This window comes from Glutamicibacter soli, from assembly GCF_003309065.1.
In the GTDB taxonomy this organism is placed as follows: Bacteria; Actinomycetota; Actinomycetes; order Actinomycetales; family Micrococcaceae; genus Glutamicibacter; species Glutamicibacter soli.
Map to the genome: position 1 here is coordinate 470266 of NZ_POAF01000003.1, position 20057 is coordinate 490322.

Annotated in this window: 18 protein-coding genes; 12 read left to right on the top strand and 6 right to left on the bottom strand. The window is 65.5% G+C overall.

The window, feature by feature from the left end:
• Positions 1–3: 3 nt before the first annotated feature.
• On the top strand, positions 4–684 hold the full coding sequence (locus C1H84_RS08740; RefSeq protein WP_113607240.1) for an HD domain-containing protein: 681 nt from the start codon (positions 4–6) through the stop codon (positions 682–684).
• Between the two features lie 10 nt (positions 685–694).
• On the opposite strand, the gene C1H84_RS08745 is transcribed toward C1H84_RS08740, so the two are convergent.
• Positions 695–1162 carry a hypothetical protein gene (locus tag C1H84_RS08745; protein WP_113607154.1) on the bottom strand — a complete coding sequence of 156 codons (468 nt, stop codon included), beginning with the start codon at positions 1160–1162 and terminating at the stop codon, positions 695–697.
• A 238-nt stretch (positions 1163–1400) separates the two neighbouring features.
• On the opposite strand from C1H84_RS08745, the gene C1H84_RS08750 reads away from it, so the two are divergent.
• The 11 genes from C1H84_RS08750 to C1H84_RS08800 all read left to right on the top strand — a co-directional run bounded on the left by C1H84_RS08750 (position 1401) and on the right by C1H84_RS08800 (position 13554).
• Positions 1401–2216, top strand: a complete 816-nt coding sequence (locus tag C1H84_RS08750; protein ID WP_113607155.1) for an IclR family transcriptional regulator — start codon at positions 1401–1403, stop codon at positions 2214–2216.
• Positions 2217–2351: 135 nt separating this feature from the next.
• Complete coding sequence (locus C1H84_RS08755) at positions 2352–3653, top strand: cytochrome P450 (protein ID WP_113607156.1); 1302 nt, start codon at positions 2352–2354, stop codon at positions 3651–3653.
• Between the two features lie 2 nt (positions 3654–3655).
• The gene (locus tag C1H84_RS08760; protein WP_113607157.1) at positions 3656–4744 is read left to right on the top strand and encodes a PEP/pyruvate-binding domain-containing protein; all 1089 of its coding nucleotides are present in this window, start codon (positions 3656–3658) and stop codon (positions 4742–4744) included.
• Between the two features lie 86 nt (positions 4745–4830).
• Positions 4831–6696 (top strand): PEP-utilizing enzyme, encoded by a 1866-nt coding sequence (locus C1H84_RS08765; protein WP_113607158.1) that lies wholly within the window; start codon positions 4831–4833, stop codon positions 6694–6696.
• A 137-nt stretch (positions 6697–6833) separates the two neighbouring features.
• Positions 6834–7580, top strand: coding sequence for an SDR family NAD(P)-dependent oxidoreductase (locus C1H84_RS08770; protein ID WP_113607159.1), 747 nt, complete (start codon positions 6834–6836; stop codon positions 7578–7580).
• 36 nt (positions 7581–7616) lie between these two features.
• On the top strand, positions 7617–7937 hold the full coding sequence (locus C1H84_RS08775; protein WP_113607160.1) for a 2Fe-2S iron-sulfur cluster-binding protein: 321 nt from the start codon (positions 7617–7619) through the stop codon (positions 7935–7937).
• 2 nt (positions 7938–7939) lie between these two features.
• A complete protein-coding gene (locus tag C1H84_RS08780) occupies positions 7940–9232 on the top strand; it encodes an NAD(P)/FAD-dependent oxidoreductase (protein ID WP_113607161.1) in 1293 nt (430 codons plus the stop codon).
• Between the two features lie 29 nt (positions 9233–9261).
• Positions 9262–9930 carry an HD domain-containing protein gene (locus tag C1H84_RS08785; RefSeq protein ID WP_113607162.1) on the top strand — a complete coding sequence of 223 codons (669 nt, stop codon included), beginning with the start codon at positions 9262–9264 and terminating at the stop codon, positions 9928–9930.
• On the top strand, positions 9927–11429 hold the full coding sequence (locus C1H84_RS08790) for an aldehyde dehydrogenase family protein (RefSeq protein WP_113607163.1): 1503 nt from the start codon (positions 9927–9929) through the stop codon (positions 11427–11429). Before C1H84_RS08785 ends, C1H84_RS08790 begins: the two co-directional genes overlap by 4 nt.
• Before the next feature lie 177 nt (positions 11430–11606).
• Entirely contained in the window at positions 11607–12839 is a 1233-nt protein-coding gene (locus C1H84_RS08795) for a glutaminase (protein WP_113607164.1), read from the top strand.
• 112 nt (positions 12840–12951) lie between these two features.
• A complete protein-coding gene (locus tag C1H84_RS08800) occupies positions 12952–13554 on the top strand; it encodes an NADPH-dependent FMN reductase (protein ID WP_113607165.1) in 603 nt (200 codons plus the stop codon).
• Positions 13555–13654: 100 nt separating this feature from the next.
• On the opposite strand, the gene C1H84_RS08805 is transcribed toward C1H84_RS08800, so the two are convergent.
• The 5 genes from C1H84_RS08805 to C1H84_RS08825 all read right to left on the bottom strand — a co-directional run bounded on the left by C1H84_RS08805 (position 13655) and on the right by C1H84_RS08825 (position 20037).
• Positions 13655–14704 carry a hemolysin family protein gene (locus tag C1H84_RS08805; protein WP_113607166.1) on the bottom strand — a complete coding sequence of 350 codons (1050 nt, stop codon included), beginning with the start codon at positions 14702–14704 and terminating at the stop codon, positions 13655–13657.
• A complete protein-coding gene (locus tag C1H84_RS08810) occupies positions 14701–16047 on the bottom strand; it encodes a hemolysin family protein (protein ID WP_053799010.1) in 1347 nt (448 codons plus the stop codon). Before C1H84_RS08810 ends, C1H84_RS08805 begins: the two co-directional genes overlap by 4 nt.
• 290 nt (positions 16048–16337) lie before the next feature.
• On the bottom strand, positions 16338–17519 hold the full coding sequence (locus C1H84_RS08815; RefSeq protein WP_181728085.1) for an NAD(P)/FAD-dependent oxidoreductase: 1182 nt from the start codon (positions 17517–17519) through the stop codon (positions 16338–16340).
• Positions 17520–17721: 202 nt separating this feature from the next.
• Positions 17722–18018: an antibiotic biosynthesis monooxygenase family protein gene (locus C1H84_RS08820; RefSeq protein ID WP_053799012.1), complete on the bottom strand. Its 297-nt coding sequence runs from the start codon at positions 18016–18018 to the stop codon at positions 17722–17724.
• 117 nt (positions 18019–18135) lie between these two features.
• Positions 18136–20037, bottom strand: coding sequence for an acyltransferase family protein (locus C1H84_RS08825; RefSeq protein WP_181728086.1), 1902 nt, complete (start codon positions 20035–20037; stop codon positions 18136–18138).
• Positions 20038–20057: the final 20 nt, after the last annotated feature.

Here is a 20057-nt window from a genome sequence, read left to right on the forward strand (position 1 = left end):
CCCATGACCAAGCTGCAGCCCCTGGCAAACCACTACGGCCACGACGTCAGCGGATTCATTCCGCCAGCAGAACCCGGCGTCTTTGAACAGTTCCCCGTGCTGGAAAGGCTCTGGGAGAAGGCCAAGACCTATCTTGCGGTGCGCAGCAATGACGCCCACACCCTGTATTCGCTTTCGCTCGCTCAGTCGCTGCTCAAGCACCACCCGCAGGCGGATCCGCTGGTGGTGTTGCCGGCCATTCTGCTTCATGACATCGGCTGGTCGCAGGTGGATCCGCAGCTGGTGCTGTCTGCCATCGCGCCGGGAGCCGGCGACAAGGAGTTGGTGCTGCAGCACGAGAAGTTGGGGGCGGAACTCGCCCGGGAACTGCTGCAGGCAGAGGAATTCGATAACAAACGCAACGAGCGCATCACTTACATTATCGATGGCCATGATTCACGCAAGGATTCCACCAGCTTGGAAGATTCGCTAGTGAAGGACGCCGACAAATTGTGGCGCCTGACCCCGCATGGCGTGGACACCGTGATGGATTGGTTCGGCCTCACCCGCTCCGAAGCCTTCCAGCTGGTCGAGTCCCGGGTCAGCAACCATCTGTTCACCGACGCCGCGCGGTTCATGGCCAGCGCCTTGGTTGCAGTAGAAAGCGCCAACCTCTTCGAGCAGAGGCTGGCGCTTTCAGACTGATCTTAGGCTGCTACTTGGAGAAGGCTGGGGTGGTGACTGCGCAGTCTACGCGTTCACCCGGCTTCGAGGTTTCAGCGGCAATTTCCTTGACGCCGTCAAGCAGGATTCGGCAGGTGGCGGTGGAGCCCTTGCCAGGAACCGCTGAAATAGCTGCGTCCTTTTCAGCGGTCACAATGCTCTCAAGGCTCCAGACTGCCGTGCCCTTGCCCTCGGCCGTCGTCTTTCCCGAAGGCAGCGAAAGTTCGGTGCCGGCTTCGCCGCGCTTTTCCGACTCAAGGTACTTGATGTCGGTGATCTTGCTGGTATCCCCACCGGTGACCGATACCTCGTAGGTGACAGCCCAGGAATCCGAGGTTGACTTGTTGAAGTCTTCAACCGCGCTGCAACCGGTTGCCCCTGCCGCCAGTGCCAGCGCAGCACCGCCCAGGATCATTTTCTTGGCAAAAGATGCGCGGATTCCGGTGGCTGCTGCCGACATTAGATGTTGCTCCTCAAGTAGCTGTTGTCATGCGGTGACTCCGTTCTTGTTGTCTCCAGCCTACTGTTTCCCCCAATTCCAGCCCTCGCCCCGTCGGCGTAAATCCCCTGGCCCCGACCTCAGCCCTGGGTTGTAGGTGCAGCGTCACAGTTCCGGCTGTGCCGGAGCCGCGCCGCTCGCCCTTGAACCGGATACCCTTGTCCTCAGCTGGCAAGAACACCGAGATTTGGGAGAACACATGGCCGGAGGAAGCTCGCAGCCCGGACGCAGCGTCACATCCAAGATCCTGGCGATACTCTCCGCCTTCGAAACCTCGCGCCGGGCGCTGAACCTCACGGAGATCTCGAAGGCCGCGGATCTTCCGCTGTCCACCACGCACCGGTTGGTCGGGGAACTGGTGGATGAGGGGATCCTCAGCCGCACCGGCAACGGCGGAATCCAGCTCGGACTGCGGCTGTGGGCCATCGCCCAGAACACCGGACGCCAGCTGCGCGACACCGCTCGACCCTTTGTCCAAGACCTCTTTTCACTGACCGGGGAGACCAGCCAGCTGGCCATCCGCGACGGCAACATGGCCTTGTACATCGACCGCGTCTACGGCACCAAGCGCATCGCGCGGGCTTCCCGGGTGGGCGGCCGCCTCCCCCTGCATGCCACCGCCGTGGGCAAGGCCATCCTCGCGTTCTCGGAAGACTGGGTCATGGACGCCTACCTCGAACAGCACTTGGAACCGCTGACCCCGCACACCCGCAGCAACCCCGTGCAGCTGCGCAATGAGCTGAGCCGGGCACGCCACAACGGGTACGCCATCACCCGGGAAGAAGTCCGTCTGGGAACCTGTTCGATTGCCGTTCCGGTCTATCACACCGGCCGTTTGGGCTGTTCCATCGGCCTGGTCATTCCCACTTCCCATGCAGCGAACATGGAACGCCACCTTCCGGTGCTTTACGGCATCTCCAAGCGCATCGAAGCAGCCACCGCGCATATTCCGCTGGAAACGCTGCTGGGCATCATTTCCGGGCCTGACATGAATGTGCCCGGGAGGGAGAACTAATCACGGCTGAAAATTAGCCTTCCACTGGATGGAAGCGTTAGCTTCCCATCCTGTTGTGCCATGGACAACACTAGGGATCGATCAATGTTGCACGGATCACACCGTGACTCATCGACTTCCCAAGGAGCAGATTCCATGACCAGCACCCCAGCCGTATCCGGCGGATGCCCAATGGGCTTCGGAGCAGAAGCCCCGGCAGACCACCACGGGTATGAGCCGTTCGCTATGGAGAACCCTTTCCCCGCTTACGCAAAGATGCGCAGCGAACAGCCGGTGATGTTTGACGAACGCACCGGGCTGTATGTCATCACCCGCTATGACGACGTGAAGTCGGTTTTCGAAGATTGGGGGACCTTCTCCTCCGAGAACGCCCAGGCCCCGGTGCGCAAGCGCGGACCGCAGGCCACCGCCATCATGACCGAGGGCGGATTCACCACCTATTCGGGCCTGTCCGCCCGCCGCCCGCCGGAGCACACCCGCATCCGCGCCGTGGCGCAGAAGGCTTTCACCCCGCGCCGTTTCAAGGCCCTGGAACCGATGATCCGGCAGAACGTCAAGGACTCCATTTCCGCCATGACCACCAAGGGCACCAGCCACGCGGATATCGTGGCCGAGCTGGCCTACTCCCTGCCGACCATCACCATCCTCACCCTGATCGGCGAAGACGTGACAATGGTCGACACCTATAAGCGCTGGAGCGACTCCCGCGCTGCCATGACCTGGGGAGACCTCAGTGACGAGGAGCAGATCCCCCACGCGCACAACCTGGTCGAGTACTGGAACCGCTGCCAGGCCCAGGTGGCCCAGGCCCATGCTGCCGGCGGCGACAACCTCACCGCGGACCTGGTCGCTGCCCAGCGCGACGGGGCGGACATCACCGACCACGAGATCGCCTCGCTGCTCTACTCGCTGCTCTTCGCCGGCCATGAAACCACCACCACGCTGATCTCCAACTGCGTGCGCGTGCTGCTGGAGCACCGCGAAGCCTGGGAAGCCGTCGTGGCGGACCCCAAGCAGATCCCCAAGGCCATCGACGAGGTGCTGCGCTACTCGGGCTCCATCGTGGGCTGGCGCCGCAAGGCGCTGGCGGACACCGAGGTGGGCGGCGTGCAGATCCCGCAGGGCGCCGAGCTGCTGCTGCTCATGGGCTCCGCCAATCGCGATGAATCCCGCTTCGAGAACGGCGAGGATTTCGACATCACCCGGCCCAATGCCCGCGACCACCTGTCCTTCGGCTTCGGCATCCACTACTGCCTGGGCAACATGCTGGCCAAGCTCCAGGCCAAGATCGCGCTGGAGGAACTGGCCTCCGCGCTGCCGAACCTTGAACTGGTCGACGGCGGCGCCATCACCTTCCGGAAGAATCTGTCCTTCCGCGTTCCCGACTTCGTCAACGTCGAGCTGAATGCCGACTCCACTTCCCGATCTGAGGCTTAACGATGAGCAACAACGACTTCATTGAATTCTTCGACGGCGGCAAGGAACCCACCTTGGACAGCCTGGGCGGCAAGGGCGCCTCGCTGGTCACCATGACCGCCGCCGGCATGCCGGTCCCTCCCGGATTCGTGGTGAACACCGCCGCCTTCCGCGCCTTCATGGGCACCGGACTGGAAGACAGCATCAACACCCAGCTGGACGGCCTGGACCCGGAGGACATCGCCGCGGTGGACGCCGCCAGCGCCGCCATCCGCGAGCTGATCACTTCCCGCCCGGTTCCCGCCGACCTGCGCGAGGTCACCCGGGCCGCGTACGACGCCTTGCAGGCCCGCTTCGATTCCGAGGCTCCGTTGGCCGTACGTTCCTCCGCCACCGCAGAGGACCTGCCCGACGCTTCCTTCGCCGGACAGCAGGACACCTACCTGTGGCTGACCGGGTTCGATTCGGTCGGCGAGCACATCCGCGCCTGCTGGGCCTCGTTGTACACCAGCCGCGCCATCCTCTACCGGCTGAAGAACAACATCCCGGATGACGGGCTGTGCATGGCAGTGGTGGTGCAGAAGATGGTCAACGCCAAGACCGCCGGCGTGGCCATGACCCTGGATCCCACCAACGGCGACCGCTCCAAGATCACCGTTGACGCCTCCTGGGGCGTGGGCGAGATGGTGGTCTCCGGAACCGTCACGCCGGACAACATCCAGCTGGACAAGGTCACCCTCGCGGTAATCACCGAGCACATCGGCGACAAGCATGCCGAAATGATCCCCGACCCGGCCACCAACACCCTGGTGGAAAGGGATGTCCCGGAAGAGCGCCGCACGGTGCGCTGCCTGAGCAACGACGAGCTGTCCGCCGTGGCCCAGCTGGCCAAGCGGGCGGAGAAGCATTACAAGTCCCCGCAGGACATCGAGTGGGCCATCGACGCCGACCTGCCCGACGGGGAGAACCTGCTGCTGCTCCAGGCCCGCCCGGAAACCGTGCACTCCTCCAAGCCCGTGGCGCCCAAGGCCTCCGCCGGAGGCTACGCCTCTTCGCTGGGATTCGGCGGCGTCTCCTCGATCACCGCCTCCCTGTCGAAGATCGTCAGCTGACCCACGTATCCACGCTGTTTCCACGCTCCACCCCACACCTCGGCCACTCGCAAAGTGCCGAACCTTCTGAGAAAGGGTGCACGACCATGACAATGAAGTCCTTCCCCAAGCCATCCGACCTGCCGGTGCCCGCCGGCGCCGAAGGATGGGAAGAGATCTACCCGTACTACCTGGTGTTCCAGGACGCACTGAAGGAGCAGGAAGACGCCAAGTTCTGGTTCTGCGATTCGCAGCACTGGCCCACCGTCTTCAAGCCCTTCGAAACCATCGGCGGCGAATTCGCCGTGAAGTGCCTGGGCCAGTACAACGCCAGGCACCTGATGATCCCCAACGCCAACGGCATCGACTTCCGCATCCACCTGGGCTACCTGTACATGTCCCCAATCCCGGTCCCCGAGGAGCAGATCGCCGCCCGCGTGCCGGACTTCGAGGCGCGCATCGGCCACTACTTCGCCAACTGGGAGAGCAAGCTGGCCAACTGGCATGTGAAGGTCAAGGGCACCATTGCGGACATGGAGGCGCTGTCCTTCGCGCCGCTGCCCGAGAAGGTCCCCTTCGAGGACATCGAGAACGGCGTGGGCAAGGACGGCTCGGAAGTCCTGCTGGAGAACTACGACCGGCTGATCCAGCTGGCCTACCAGAACTGGCAGTACCACTTCGAGTTCCTGAACCTGGGCTACATCGCCTACCTGGATTTCTTCAACTTCTGCAAGGAAGTTTTCCCGAACATCCCGGACCAGTCCATCGCCACCATGGTGCAGGGCGTGGACATGGAGCTCTTCCGCCCGGACGACGAGCTCAAGGCGCTGGCGCTGCTGGCCATCGAACTGGATTTGGACGAGCACTTCGCCAACACCGATGACCCGGCCGCCACCCTGGCGTCCATCGCCGCAGCCGCCGGCGGCGAGCGCTGGATGGCGCAGTGGGAGCAGGCCCAGGACCCGTGGTTCAACTTCACCATCGGCAACGGCTTCTACGCGCATGACAAGTACTGGAACGTGCACCAGGAGATTCCGCTGGGCTTCATCGCGGACTACATCCGCCGGGCCCGCGGCGGGGCGCAGATCCTGCGCCCCACGCAGAAGCTCATCGCGGAGAAGGAACGCATCGTGGAGGAGTACCGCGAGCTGCTGGATCCGGAGGTCGCCGCGGTCTTCGACGCCAAGCGCACGCTGGCGGCCACCGCCTACCCGTACGTGGAGAACCACAACTTCTACATCGAGCACTGGACCATGGGCGTCTTCTGGCGCAAGGTCCGCGAGCTCGGCCGCATGCTCAGCGATGCCGGGCTGTTCACCGAGGCCGAGGACATGCTCTACCTGAGCCGCAACGAGGTCCGCGACGTGCTCTTCGACCTGGTCACCAGCTGTGGCGTCGGCTCCGGCGCGCCGATCGGCGCGGTGGTGCTCCCGGAGAAGATCGCCCACCGCAAGGGCATCGTGGACGCGCTGCAAACCGCCCGCCCGGCCCCGGCGCTGAACACCCCGCCGCAGTCGATCACCGAACCGTTCACCCGCATGCTCTGGGGCATCACCACCGAACAGGTGCAGCAGTGGCTGGGCGCGGACGAGACCCAGGACGGCAGCACGCTCAAGGGCATGGCGGCCTCCCCCGGCCAGGTCGAGGGCCCGGCCCGCGTCATCATGCACGCGGACGAGCTCACGCAGGTGCAACCCGGCGAAATCCTGGTGGCTCCGGTCACCGCGCCGAGCTGGGGCCCGATCTTCGGCAAGATCAAGGCCACCGTCACGGATATCGGCGGCATGATGTCCCACGCGGCCATCGTCTGCCGCGAATACGACCTGCCGGCGGTCACCGGCACCGGCAGCGCCTCCACCACCATCAAGACCGGAGACCTGCTGCGGGTTGACGGCACCAAGGGCACCGTGGAAATCCTGGGCACGCAGCCGGCCCTGACCGGGCCGGGAGCCCACAGCCACTCGCACGCCTGATCCCCGGGCGCCGCAGACCGGTTCCGGAGGTTCCCCCAAGCTTCCGGAACCGCAAGGGTGCCGGCCGGTTCCTTTCCCCCGATCCCCGGCCGGCACCCGCAACACCACAGTTCTCCACCACTTGAAAGGCACATTCCATGAACAGCTCTCCTACGGTGCTCATCACCGGCGCCGCCGGCGGCCTGGGACGGGCCTTCGCCCTGGGCTTCGCGGCCCGCGGCTACGCCATCGCCGCCGCTGACATCGACGCGGCCGGCACGCAGGAAACGGTCCGCCTGGTGCGCCAGGCCGGAGCCGAGGCGGCGGCCTTCACGGTGGATGTCACCGACACCGCATCCACCGACGCGCTGGCCAAGGACGCGGCGGAGTTCGCCGGCGGCAGCATCGCGGTGCTGATCAACAACGCCGCCATCTACGCCACCGTCACCCGCACCCCATTCGAGGAGATCGACCCGGACGAGTGGGACAAGGTCATGAATGTGAACCTCAAGGGCCCGTGGATGGTTTCCCGCGCCGTCTCCCCCTTTCTTGGAGCGGGCTCCCGGGTCATCAACCTGGCCAGCGCCACCGTCTACTCCGGCTCCGAGCAGTGGGCCCACTACGTGGCTTCCAAGGGCGGGGTCATTGCGCTGACCCGCGTCATGGCCAAGGAGCTGGGACGCCGGGAAATCACCGTGAACACCATCGCCCCGGGCTTCACGCTGACCGAGGCCAGCCTGGGGCTCATGGAGAACGCCTCCAGCTACGGGGTGGACCGCGGGGCGCTCAAGCGCGCCAGCCAGCCGGAGGACATCGTGGGCGCCGCGCTGTTCCTGGCCAGCGAGGACTCCTCGTTCATCACCGGTCAGACGCTCGTCGTCGACGGCGGACGCCAGTTCATCTAACCCAGCTTTACGCCTAACCGTTCAGGAGGAACCATCATGGCGACTATCAACTTCACCGACTTCGAGGGCCAGACCCGCACCGTGGACGCCACCGTCGGCGACTCCGTCATGGAAACAGCGGTCCGCAACGGTGTCACCGGCATCGTGGGCGAGTGCGGCGGCTCCCTGTCCTGCGCCACCTGCCACGTGTTCGTGGCCCCGGAGGACTTCGAGTCGCTGGATCCGATGGGCGAGATGGAGGACGAGATGCTCTACGGCACCGCCGTGGACCGCGAGGAGAATTCCCGCCTTTCCTGCCAAATCAAGATGTGCGAGGGCCAGACCCTCAACGTCGCCACCCCGGAAACCCAGGTCTAGCCATGAACACCGCAACGTTACCTTCCACCGGCGGCGCCCCGGCCCCCGCGGCGGGCACCGCCACCGGGCTGCTGATCATCGGCGCCTCGCAGTCCGGGGTACAGCTGGCCATCTCGCTGCGCGCCCTGGGCTACACCGGGCACATCACGCTGCTCGGGGACGAGGACCACCGCCCCTATCAACGCCCGGCGCTGTCCAAGGAATTCCTGCAAGGCAAGGTGGGCAGCGAGTCGCTGATCTTCCGCTCCAACGACTACTGGGTGGAGCACGATATCACCCTGGTCAAGGGCGAACGCATCGAGGACATCGACTCCAACCCGGACGGCTCCGGGATCGCCACCGGCCGCAGCGGAGCGCGGTACCCCTACACCCGGCTGGCGCTGACCGTTGGCGCCCGTCCACGCCGCTTCGAGGTCCCGGGCAGCGATCTGGACGGCGTCGTCTACCTGCGCAACGCCGACGACGCGCTCAAGCTCAAGGCCATCGCCCCGGCCGCCACCGACGTGGTGGTGATCGGCGGCGGGTTCATCGGCCTCGAGGCGGCCAGCTCGCTGCAGGCCATGGGCAAGAAGGTCACCGTGATCGAATACGGCCCGCGCCTGGTGGGGCGCGCCGTCGGCGAGGACACCAGCGCCTACTTCCTTGAGCAGCACCGCGCCCGCGGCCTGGACATCCACCTGAACGCCCGGGTTTCGCGCATCGCCGGGGACGGCGCGGTCTCCTCCGTGCACCTGGAATCCGGGGAAATCATCCCCGCGCAGATTGTGCTGGTGGGCATCGGGGTCATCCCGAACACCCAGCTGGGCGAACAGCTGGGCCTGGAAATCAGCAACGGCATCGTGGTCGACGAGGCGGCGATCGCCTCCGACGGGCACACCCTGGTGGTCGGGGACGTGGCGAACATGCCCAACCCGGTCCCCGGCGCCCCGAAAGGTGAGCGGATCCGCCTGGAATCGGTAAACAACGCGGTGGAGCACGCCAAGGTCGCCGCCTACGCCCTGATGGGCCAGCGCGAAGCCTATGCCGGCATCCCGTGGTTCTGGTCCAACCAAGCTGACATGAAGCTGCAGATCGCCGGCCTGTCCATGGGATTCGACTCAACCGTCACGCGCGAAGTCCCGGAGAAGGGCAAGTTCACCGTGCTGTACTACCGCGCAGGGCAAATCATCGCGGCGGACTGCGTGAACGCGCCGCTGGATTTCATGGCGGTCAAGTCGGCGCTGGCGGCGGGGAAGAACATCGACCCGGCCGCGGCAGCCGACACGGACACCATGCTTAAGACACTGATTTCCTAAGACATTGATTGCAAAGGCCTGAGGACACCATGACAACCCTGAACGACGCCCGGCCGCTGCCGGCCACCGGCACCATCAACACCAGCCCCATCTCCCTGGGAGTACACGCGGACGGCGAGCTGGAGGCCCTGTGGGCGGCGGTGGTCCCCGAGACCCGCGCCCGCGGCAACGACATCCACCTGCCCATCTCCCTGTCCTTCGCCCGCCGGCTGTGCGACGCGCACCCGGAAGCGGACCGCACCCTGGTGCTGGTCGCCACGCTGCTGCACGACACCGGCTGGGCGCATGTGGACCAGGAGAAGATCATCTCCGACGGCTTCCGCGGCGAGTGGCGCACCGCTGACATCCGCTACGAGCACGAACGCGAGGGCTGCCTGGTGGCCCGCCGCGTGCTGCCCGCCCTGGGCTACGACGCGCAGTTCATCGACGAGGTCTGCAAGATCATCGACGGGCATGACACCCGCCCGAACGCCTACACCCTGGAAGATGCGCTGATGCGCGACGCGGACCGGCTGTGGCGCTTCGACCACGCCGGCATCGCGCTGGCCTCGGGCTGGTTCGGCCAGAACCCCGCCATGTACACCGACCGGCTGGAAACCGAGATCATCCCGGAGCTGATCACGCAGGCAGCGGTGGACATGGCCACCGCGGACCTGGCCCGCTCCCGCGCCCTGCTGCGCACGGCGGTGCTGCGATGAGCACGCTGACCGGAGCCGCGGCCCGGCGCGAGGAACTGATGCTGCCCTACCGCCACGTGGACACGCACTTCATCGACGGCGGGTGGACGCGTTCGCAGGGCACCGGACGCATCGAGGTCACCGACCCCGCCACCGGCGCCGTGTGGGGTTCGGTCCCGGCCGGCACCAGCCAGGACGTGGACACCGCGGTCCGCTCGGCCCACCACGCGCTGCATTCATCCCCGTGGAAGAACACCACACCCTCCGAGCGGGCGGCATTACTGCTGCGCATCGCGCATCAGATCGAAAACCGGGCCGGTGAACTGTCGCTGACCAATACGCTGGAGAACGGCTCGCCGGTCTCCGAGACCGGCGGGGCCGCCGCCAACGCCGCCGGCATCTTCCGCTACTTCGCATCCCTGGCACCGCTGCTGGAGCAGGAGGACCTGCGCCCGTTCCCCAACGGCGCCGGCGAAACGCTGGTCCGCCGCGACCCGGTGGGTATCTGCGCGCTGATTGCCCCGTGGAACTTCCCGATCAACCTGATGGTTATCAAGCTGGCCCCGGCGCTGCTGGCGGGCTGCACCGTGGTCATGAAGCCTGCATCCCCCACCCCGTTGTCCTTCCGCATCATCATGGATGCGCTGGACGCCGCCGGGGTCCCGGCGGGCGTTGCAAACCTGGTCACCGGCCCGGGACGGATGGGCGACGAACTGGTGCGCCACCCGCTGGTGTCCAAGGTGGCGTTCACCGGCTCCACCCCGGTGGGCCGCACGATCGCCGCGGCCTGCGGCGAGCTGCTGCGCCCGGTCACCCTGGAGCTGGGCGGCAAGTCCAGCGCGCTGGTGCTTCCGGACGCGGACCTAGACCTGTTGGGTTCGAGGCTGATCCGTTCCTGCATGCGCAACACCGGACAGACCTGCTACATCTCCACCCGCATCCTGGCCCCGGCTGAACGCTACGACGAGGTGGTGGACGTGGTGGCCGCGACCATCGCTTCCGCGCCGCAGGGCGACCCGTTGGATCCCGCCACGGTCTTCGGTCCTTCGGCCAACCGCAGCCAGTACCAGACGGTGCTCGGCTACTTGGAGGCAGGTCACGCCGAAGGTGCCCGCGCGGTCACCGGCGGCGCCACGGCGCAGCTGGACGGGGACCTAGCTGACGGGTTCTTCATCCAGCCCACGGTTTTCGCTGATGTCACCCCGGACATGACCATTTCGCGCGAGGAAATCTTCGGCCCGGTCATCACGGTGCTGAAGTACTCCTCCGAGGACGAGGCGGTGTCACTGGCCAACAACACCGAATTCGGCTTGGGTGGCCTGGTCTTCGGCGCGGACGAGGAGCGTGCCCTGTCGGTGGCCGAACGCATGGACACCGGCAGCGTCGGGGTGAACTTCTTCGCCTCCAACCATGCAGCCCCCTTCGGCGGACGCCATGATTCGGGGCTCGGCACCGAGTACGGGCCAGAAGGCCTGGCTGCGTACTTAAGCTATAAGTCGATCCACCGCCAGGCGCGGTAGGGGAAGCAGAAAATGCCTGAAGGCGTCCATCCGGAGTTGTGGCCGGATGGACGCCTTCGTCATGTCCCGCTGTACAGACCTGCGCGCGAACGCCTAGGTTGGAAGTGCGAGCCAATAATCGTCCGGCAGGGCGCCAACGCACCAGTGACGTGGAACAACAGCGACGAGGAACAATCCATGAAAACCCCGATTCCTGACTACCTCGACGAGGTGCTCGACAGCCTCCGGAACGACACCAGCGGAAACACCGCTCAGTACATTCCCGAACTGGCGCAGGCCAACCCGGATCTCTTCGCCCTCTCTGTCACCACGGCCACCGGAAGCACCTATTCCGCCGGGGACCACCTCGAAGAATTCACCATCCAATCCATCTCCAAGCCGTTCGCCTACGCGGCGGCCATCATGGACCGGGGCCTGGACCGGGTGCTGCGGTCCGTCGGGGTCGAAGCCTCGGGCGAGGCCTTCAACGAACTGTCACTGGAAGAAGGGACCCACCGGCCGAAGAACCCGATGATCAATGCCGGAGCCATCATGACCCACGGCCTGCTGGTCGCCGAGGATGCCAGCACCGAGGACCGCGTGGCCCGCGTGCTGGAACTGTTCTCCCAGTTGGCCGGACGCGAACTGCGCATCGACGAGAGCGTGTACGCCTCCGAAATGGAAACGGCTGACCGCAACTTGGCTACAGCCCATATGCTGCGCAGCTACGGGATTCTCGGCACCGACGCGCATGAGGTGGTCTCCGGTTACACCCGCCAGTGCTCCATCCTGGTCACCGTCGAGGACCTGTCGCTCATGTCGGCAACACTGGCCAACGGCGGCGTGCAGCCACGCACCCTCGAAAGGGTGCTGAGCGAGGGCATCGCCCAGCAGGTCATGTCGGTCATGGCGGTGGCTGGCATGTACGACGGGGCCGGTGACTGGCTCACCCGGGTGGGAATCCCCGCCAAGAGCGGCGTGGCCGGAGGTTTGGTCGGGGTGCTTCCCGACCAGGTGGGCATCGGAGCGTTCTCGCCACGGCTCGACGCCCACGGCAACAGCCAGCGCGCGGGCCGGGCCTTCGAGCGGCTGTCCACCGACATGGGCCTGCACCTGTTCGCACCCAGCAGCGGCCAGCTGGACGTGGTGGACGTCCATCAGGAAGCCACCCGCGAGATCTTTGTCCTGCAGGGCAACGTGCAGTTCACCGCCGCCTCCGAACTGCTGGATTTGATGGCCGCCTCCACCTCGCGCACCGCGGTGCTGGTGGACATCTCCCGGGTCTATTCCTTCACCACGGTGGCCCGCCGGATGGCCTTGGAAGGACTGCGCCGGCTGCGTCTGGATGGACGCAGGGTATTCCTCAACGACCCTCTGCAGGTTCTGGCCAATCCGGACCTCGGCGACGGGACCTACCCGGAAACCCCCTGAATAGGCCAAACGCGCGACCTTGGTTCCGGCGTTCATCCAGCCGCGAACCGGTTCGAAAATTAGCCATCCAATCGCTCTGGACTGATGCAGACCCGGGTGTTTAGCTAGCATCATGGCTACCTACAACATTGGATATATTGTCGGTTCACTAGCAGCCGGCTCCATCAACCGCACGTTGTCCAAGGCGCTCATCAAGCTGGCTCCCGAGTGCCTGTCATTCAACGAGATCTCCATCAAGGACCTTCCGTTGTACAACCACGACTACGACGCGGACTACCCGCAGGCTGGTCTGGATCTCAAGAGCGCCATCGAGGCATCCGACGGCCTGCTCATCGTTTCGCCTGAATACAACCGCTCCATCCCGGGCGCGCTGAAGAACGCCATCGACTGGGCTTCCCGCCCGTGGGGCACCAATTCCTTCGCCCGCAAGCCCACCGGGATCATCGGCGCATCCCCGGGCGCCATCGGCACCGCGGTCATGCAGTCGAACATGCGCAGCGTGCTCAGCTTCCTGGACGCCCCGCAGCTGAACTCCCCCGAAGGCTACATCACCTTCAAGCCCGGACTCTTCGAAGCTAACGGCACCGTCAACGACCAGTCCACCTCCGACTTCCTGGCCCACTACATGAGCGAATACGGGGCTTTCGTGCAGCGCGTCTTGGATGTCACGGCCGAAGGACACATCGGGGATCGAGACCCCTACGGTAAGGGCTGAGGCTCAAGGACGCCGCGGCCAACCTGCCGCGGAATACAAGAATGCGCTTGGGCCCGCGTCATGACGCGGACCCAAGCGCATTCTCCGTTGAGCCGTCTTGCTAGCCTTCGGCGTCCGGCACCGTGGTCTGGTCGCGGATCTGGCCGACCAACTCGGCGAGCAGGTCTTCCAGGGTCACGATGCCGGTGACCTGGCCGGTGCCAGCGTCCTTCACCAGCGCCAGGTGAGCACCGCTGCTCTGCATCTGCTGCAAAGCGGTGCGCACCGGCTGCTGCGCGGTGAACTCGGGCAAGGCGCGCACCGCAGCCTGCTCCAGCGTCTGGGAGCGCTCGGCGGCCCCGCGTCCCAGCACGTCCTTGATGTGCACGTAGCCCACCGGCTTGCCGTCCTGGATCAGCGGGAAGCGGGAGAAGCCCTGCGAGGCGGCCTGCTCCACTTGGGCCACCGTGCTGCTGCGCGGCAGGGTGCGGACCTTGCCGAAGTCGATGGCCACCGAGTCGATGCTGTGCGCGTCGAAGTTCAGCGCGCCCATCAGCAGCTGCTCGTCATGGTGGTCAAGCAGTCCACCGGAGCGCGACTCGGCCACCATGTCCGCCACCTCGTTGCGGGTGAACGCGCTGGCCACCTCGTTCTTCGGGGTCACACCCATCAAGCGCAGGAACAGGTTGCCCAGCGCGTTCATGGTCCACAGCACCGGGCGCAGGATCTTCACCAGCACGACCATGCTCGGGCCGAGGATCAGCGCCATGCGTTCCGGTCCGGCCAGGGCCATGTTCTTCGGCACCATTTCAGCCAGCACCACGTGCAGGTAGGTCACCAGGATCAGGGCGATGGCATAGGACAGCGGATCGATCCACGACACCGGGATGCCCATTGCCTCGAACGGCTCGGCCACCGCGTACTTCACCAGCGGCTTGGTCACGTAGCCCAGCGCCAAGGAGCAGACGGTGATGCCCAGCTGCGCGCCGGCCATCACCAGGGAGACATTCTCGATGGCCCACAGCGTCATCTTGGCACTGCGGCTGCCCGCCTGCGCCTTGGGCTCGATGATGCTGCGGCGGGCGGAGATCAGCGCGAACTCCGCGCCGACAAAGTAGAAGTTGGCGGCCAGCAGCAGGACTGTCAGGATGATTCCGGTTAAATCGCTCATCGGTTCTGCTCCTGTTCATCCAGTTCCACCGCGGTCAGTTCCACCGTGGCGATCCGCGAGCCGTCCATTTCAATGACCGTAAAGCGCAGTTCCTTCTCGGGCTGCCCCGGGAGGCCAGGGACCACCAGCGTCGCCTGGTCTCCGACTTCGCCGAGCTTGCCCAGCTGCAGGGTCACCAGGCCTGCCAGGGTTTCGTAGTCAGCGTCGCGCGGGATCTGGCAGCCGACCAGTTCATTGGCTTCGTCCGGCCGCAATGCCGCATCGAGGATCCACGAGTTCTCGCCTAGCACCTGCACGGTGCCGTCTTCCGGGTCGTGCTCGTCGCGCACTTCTCCGACGATTTCCTCCACCAGGTCCTCAAGGGTCAGCAGCCCGGCGACGTCTCCGGTTTCGTCGATCAGCACTGCCATCTGCAGGTCCTCGCGGCGCAGCTGGTCCATCAGCTCGTCCAGCTCCACGGTGTCGGGAACCAGCGTGGCTTCCTCGGCCAGGGTGCCCACCGCGGTGGTCTCCCGCCGCTCATAGGGCACGGCCAGCAGGGTGCGGATGCGCACCAGGCCGTCGACCTGGCGGCCGTCGTCGCTGAGAATCGGGAATCGCGAGTGGCCGGTGTCGGCGGCCAGCGCAAGCACTTCCTGCACGCTCTGCTCGGCGGCGATGCTGACCATGCGCGAGCGCGGGGTCATGGCGTCGTGGCCGCGGCGGTTGCCGAAGGCCACGGTGCGGCGCATCAGTTCCGCGGTCTGCGAGGGCAGCACGCCTTCGCGGGCCGAGTGGCCCACGAGCGCCACCAGTTCCTCGGAGGAGCGCGTCGAGGCCAGCTCTTCCTGCGGTTCGATACCGAAGCGGCGCACGATCCAGTTGGCGTTGCCGTTGAAGAACACCAGTAGCGGCTTGGTCACGGCGCTGAATCCGCGCTGGAAGCCCACCACTGCCTTGGCGGTAGCGAAAGGCTTGGCGATGGCGAGGTTCTTGGGAACCAGCTCGCCGAAGACCATGGTCAGGATGGTGGCCAGCACCAGGGCGATGGCCACGGAGACCGAACGCGCAAGCGTCGGATCCAGCCCGGCGTCCTGCAGCGGCCCCACCACCAGGGCGGCGATGGCCGGCTCGGCCAGAAAGCCGATACCCAGGTTGGTCAGGGTGATTCCAAGCTGGGCTCCGGACAGCTGCGTGGACAGGGTGCTCATGCCCTTCAGCACGCCGGACGCGCGGCGGTCACCGGATTCCGCGGCCTGCTTGACCTGATTGCGGTTAACCGTGATCAGGGAGAATTCTGCGGCCACGAACAGGCCGCATCCCGCGATCAGGACGATGGCCAGCAGCAACGATATCCACTCCATTATTTACACCCCCTGCCGCAATGCGTCTGAACGGCATTCCTACCGGGCAGAGGGTTAGGCCTGTGACATCTACTGTCGCCTGAAGCGTCCATCGTTCCCTTCCGATCGGAGTATCTTCCTCCGATCCACATCATGTGAATATTAATTATGCGGGGTCTATGGGCCCCGAAAAGACCGAATTCCGAAGAGTTTGCCAGATCCCCTGCCCGCTCACAGGAATCTCAAAACTTCGTTCCCTGCCGGGGAGCTGGAACGCGCCAACGGGGCGCAGTGAAGGCTGTGCTCCGGGTCTAGCGGCGAACCGCTCTTCCTGCCGCGAGCCTGCCGCTGGCCAGGGCGCCCTGGATCGATGGCTGGGCAAAGTCCCCGGCCAGAGTGATCCCGGGAAGCTTGGTATCCAGCGGTTCCTGTCCCGGAGCCAGGGACGGCAATGCGTCGGAAATGTCGTGGCGGACCAGCAACCGCCAGTCCCTGCGGGTCTCGCCGAGCAGGTCGGAGGCCTGGTCCAGCGCCGCCTCGTCATCCAGCCCGTGGTCCCCTACGGCCGTCGCCTCCACCAGGTGCCAACCTGCCGGGGCGTAGGAGGGCGCAACATTGGAGATCACCGCGGCATGCGCGAGTGCCGCGCCCTCCCGGACGTCCACGTGCAGGAACGGAAGTTCCGAGGGACGGTGCGGCGTGGCAAACCACCAGGTGCTCAGCGAATTCGTGGGTGGTTCCGGTTGCCCGGAGAGCCTGGCGCTGTGGCGTGGACCGGCGGCAATGATCACGTGGTCCGCCACGAGGTCGCGACCCGACTCGCAGCGCACCTGCACCTGGCCGGCCGCATCCACGGCAACGGAATCCACGGGTGCAGACAGCTGGATGCGCTCGCGCAGGGGTTCGGCGAGCTGGTGGGCAAGAGCCGCCATACCCTGGGCCGGGAGCGCAGGACGCCCAATGGCGAAGTACCACGAGAGCGTGCGGGCCAGCGCGGCTGGCACCTGCAACTGGGAATCGGCAACGACCCCGGAGAAGAATTTCTCGACGACCTTCCGGAACTGGGCGGAGAACCCTGACCGCTCAATGGATTCGCGCAGCGTCAGCGAAGAGTTGCCGGCCAGGCGGACCCAGCGCCAGGCAGCCGCCAGATCCGGTGCCCCCACGGATCCGCCGAACAGATGCGCGGCGCGTACGGGGTGGTGCAAGGGATCGGCCAGAACCTCCAGCGAGGATTCGCCGCGGACCGCTACCCCTTTGCCGAAAGGATGCAAATCCAAACTTCGCAGGGACGCAGTGCGTCTGGCTTCCGGATAGCTGGGGTTGAGCAGCTGGAAACCGCGGTCGCAGCGGAACCCGTCAATGATGTCGGTGGCCACCCGGCCACCGAACGTCTCAGCCGCTTCAAGCACGGTGACGTCGTGCCCCTGCTCGAGCGCCACGCGGGCTGCCTGCAATCCGGCGAGCCCCGCCCCGACAACTATCAGCTTCACGCGCATCTCCCTTGCCAAACGACCCGTACTGCCACCCTGCGCGGAGCAGCAACGGCCCCGCGGTTGCTCCAAGGGTATCCACGGGCCGTTCCCACGTCACCTCCCATGCAAACCAACCCAGCCCGCGCCAAGGATCCCGTACTTGAGACGGCAAACGCCCCAGCACCATCAGGTGCCGGGGCGCAGTCAGGGGATGCCGTGCCTACAGTTCCACGACCTCGAACTCCATCAGGTCCGCGCCGCTGGCTACCGGCTTCTTGCCGTCGTTGGGCGCGTGGGCAGCTTCGGAACGCTTGTTGCGCCAGTTCTCGAAGTCATCGCGGGTGGCCCACTGGGTGTAGACGAAGTAGCGGTCCTCGCCATTCACCGGACGCAGCAGCTGGAAGCCTTCGAAGCCAGGCTCCTGGTCAACCGAGTGCTTGCGGGCAGCGAAGCGCTTTTCCAGCTCCGGTCCTGCTTCGCCGGGAATCGACAGGGCATTAATGACAACAATCGACATGTCTCACCTTTCGTGACCCGGCAGATTCCGGGTATGAATGCTACATTTCCCAGCCTACGCGCGAGCACCCTGATCCCGGCGGCGTATGACGCCGCAACAGGCCAGCGCACTGCGGTCTCAGAGCCTCGCTACCGCCTGAGCGAGCAGTTTTCCGTAGGCGGCGCTGCCATGCGGTCCGGGATGGATCTTGTCCCGGGCGATGTCGTCAATACCCTCCGCGGTTCCGGCCCAGTCGACCAGATGGGTTCTGGAATCGGCTTCGGCGGCCGCGTGGAGTTTGCCGTTGACGCTGCCGATCCACTGCCGCGGAGCGTACGCCGTGACCAGCAGCAGTTCGCGCTTCGGTCCGAGGATCCGCCGGACTTCGTCCAGGGTTCCCGCCGGCAGGTCCCCATTGGTTCCAAGGCCAAGCACCACCACTTGGCGCAACTTACCAGCGCTTTTCAACTCCCGCAATTGTGCAGGCGCGTCCCAGATCTGCGCTCCGACCGAGGCATCAATAGAAATCCCCGGCAGCCTCTTCAACAGCTGCTGTGAGGAGGCGAGCATCACCGAATCCCCCAACGCCGTGACATCGCTTCCAGTGAAGTTCCGTGGGCTGCGCGCAGGTTTTCGCGAATCATTCGTCGATTCATGGGCAATTGCGCCAGGAGGCGTCGCGTCGTTTGATTCCGGAACCCGGGCGGATTCTTGCTGTTCCGCCAAAACATCTTGGGCTTGGGCCAGCTGCTGTTCCAGCTGGCTTTGCTCCGGAGACGCAAGGAGCACGGACACAGCGCATGCCGGGACCAGCACCAAGGCCAGCAGCGGCAACACCGAGGCGAAGCTTCCCCTCGTTCCGTTCCACACCCGTTTGACCCGCTCGGCGATGCGCCCGGACCAGCCAGCCACGGCGGTTTTGAAACCGTAACGCAGAATCGGCTCCTCGACGAACCGCCAGGACAGTTCGGCGGCCAGAATCACCAGCGGGATTGTGCACAGCACCGCTGCCGTGGCCGCCTGGGGCGGGAATACCGTTTGAGCCAGCAGCAGCAGCGGCCAGTGCCACAGGTACAGCCCGTAACTCCGGTTGCCCAACCAGCGCAAGCCTTTCAGGCCCAGCATCGCCCGCGTGGAGGTCCCGGATATCGTCAGCGTGAGGACCAGCAGCGTTCCGAGCAGGCTGAACAGCGCCATGCCGCCCTGATAAGCCGCGGCAGAAGTGTCCGGAAGGAAAAAGAATCCGCCCAGCATGGCCAGGAGCATCAGGACCTGGGACAGCTGGATGAACATCAGCTTCCGGCGCGGCACCGTCGCGTCCGCAGGTTTTCTGCTCGCGCTGGCTGCGGCGCCCGCGGATCCGAGCAACAAGCCGAAACCGTGCGTCCAGGTTCCGAAATACAGCACGCTTGAATCCTTGGACGGGTCGAAGCCCCAGGCCATACTCGCCGCGGAGGCAATGGCCAGGACCAGGATTCCGCACATCAAGGCCCGGCGGCTTCGCAGCAGCCACGCCAGCGCGGCCAACACCAGCGGCCACAGCAGGTAGAACTGCTCCTCAACTGCAAGTGACCAGAAGTGCTGGAAATACGCCGGTTCCATCGACGCGAAATAGCTGTTGCCGTGGGCAATCTGCATCCAGTTGCTGGTGTAGGTCAACGCGCCGGCCCACTGCCAGCGCAGCCCGGCTGGAAGCTGCCCCGCAGCCAGCAGTGCCAGCGCCGTTGAAACCACCAGCACCAGAGCCATGGCCGGCAGCAGGCGCCTGGCTCGTCGGCTCCAGAAGGCGCGCAGGTCGGGGAATCGTCCGACTTCCGTGCTCCGAAGCAGGCCGCCGGTAATGAGGTACCCGCTCAGGACGAAAAACAGGTCCACTCCGAGGAAACCTCCGGGCAAGGCCGCAGGCCAGAAATGGTAAACGAGCACGGCAAGCACCGCGATGCCGCGCAGTCCGTCCAGGGCGAAATTGCGGGTCGGTGTTTCGCGGACGGGCGTGGCTGCACCCGGTGGTGGAGCTGCGAGGGAGACTTGATGATTCACGGTTAAGATGCTTCCAACAC

What these genes read in the sequence shown, in the direction of transcription:
- C1H84_RS08740 (WP_113607240.1), top strand. Translation starts at nt 4, where the DNA reads ATGACCAAGCTGCAGCCCCTGGCAAACCACTACGGCCACGACGTCAGC.
- C1H84_RS08745 (WP_113607154.1), bottom strand. Translation starts at nt 1,162, where the DNA reads ATGTCGGCAGCAGCCACCGGAATCCGCGCATCTTTTGCCAAGAAAATG.
- C1H84_RS08750 (WP_113607155.1), top strand. Translation starts at nt 1,401, where the DNA reads ATGGCCGGAGGAAGCTCGCAGCCCGGACGCAGCGTCACATCCAAGATC.
- C1H84_RS08755 (WP_113607156.1), top strand. Translation starts at nt 2,352, where the DNA reads ATGACCAGCACCCCAGCCGTATCCGGCGGATGCCCAATGGGCTTCGGA.
- C1H84_RS08760 (WP_113607157.1), top strand. Translation starts at nt 3,656, where the DNA reads ATGAGCAACAACGACTTCATTGAATTCTTCGACGGCGGCAAGGAACCC.
- C1H84_RS08765 (WP_113607158.1), top strand. Translation starts at nt 4,831, where the DNA reads ATGACAATGAAGTCCTTCCCCAAGCCATCCGACCTGCCGGTGCCCGCC.
- C1H84_RS08770 (WP_113607159.1), top strand. Translation starts at nt 6,834, where the DNA reads ATGAACAGCTCTCCTACGGTGCTCATCACCGGCGCCGCCGGCGGCCTG.
- C1H84_RS08775 (WP_113607160.1), top strand. Translation starts at nt 7,617, where the DNA reads ATGGCGACTATCAACTTCACCGACTTCGAGGGCCAGACCCGCACCGTG.
- C1H84_RS08780 (WP_113607161.1), top strand. Translation starts at nt 7,940, where the DNA reads ATGAACACCGCAACGTTACCTTCCACCGGCGGCGCCCCGGCCCCCGCG.
- C1H84_RS08785 (WP_113607162.1), top strand. Translation starts at nt 9,262, where the DNA reads ATGACAACCCTGAACGACGCCCGGCCGCTGCCGGCCACCGGCACCATC.
- C1H84_RS08790 (WP_113607163.1), top strand. Translation starts at nt 9,927, where the DNA reads ATGAGCACGCTGACCGGAGCCGCGGCCCGGCGCGAGGAACTGATGCTG.
- C1H84_RS08795 (WP_113607164.1), top strand. Translation starts at nt 11,607, where the DNA reads ATGAAAACCCCGATTCCTGACTACCTCGACGAGGTGCTCGACAGCCTC.
- C1H84_RS08800 (WP_113607165.1), top strand. Translation starts at nt 12,952, where the DNA reads ATGGCTACCTACAACATTGGATATATTGTCGGTTCACTAGCAGCCGGC.
- C1H84_RS08805 (WP_113607166.1), bottom strand. Translation starts at nt 14,704, where the DNA reads ATGAGCGATTTAACCGGAATCATCCTGACAGTCCTGCTGCTGGCCGCC.
- C1H84_RS08810 (WP_053799010.1), bottom strand. Translation starts at nt 16,047, where the DNA reads ATGGAGTGGATATCGTTGCTGCTGGCCATCGTCCTGATCGCGGGATGC.
- C1H84_RS08820 (WP_053799012.1), bottom strand. Translation starts at nt 18,018, where the DNA reads ATGTCGATTGTTGTCATTAATGCCCTGTCGATTCCCGGCGAAGCAGGA.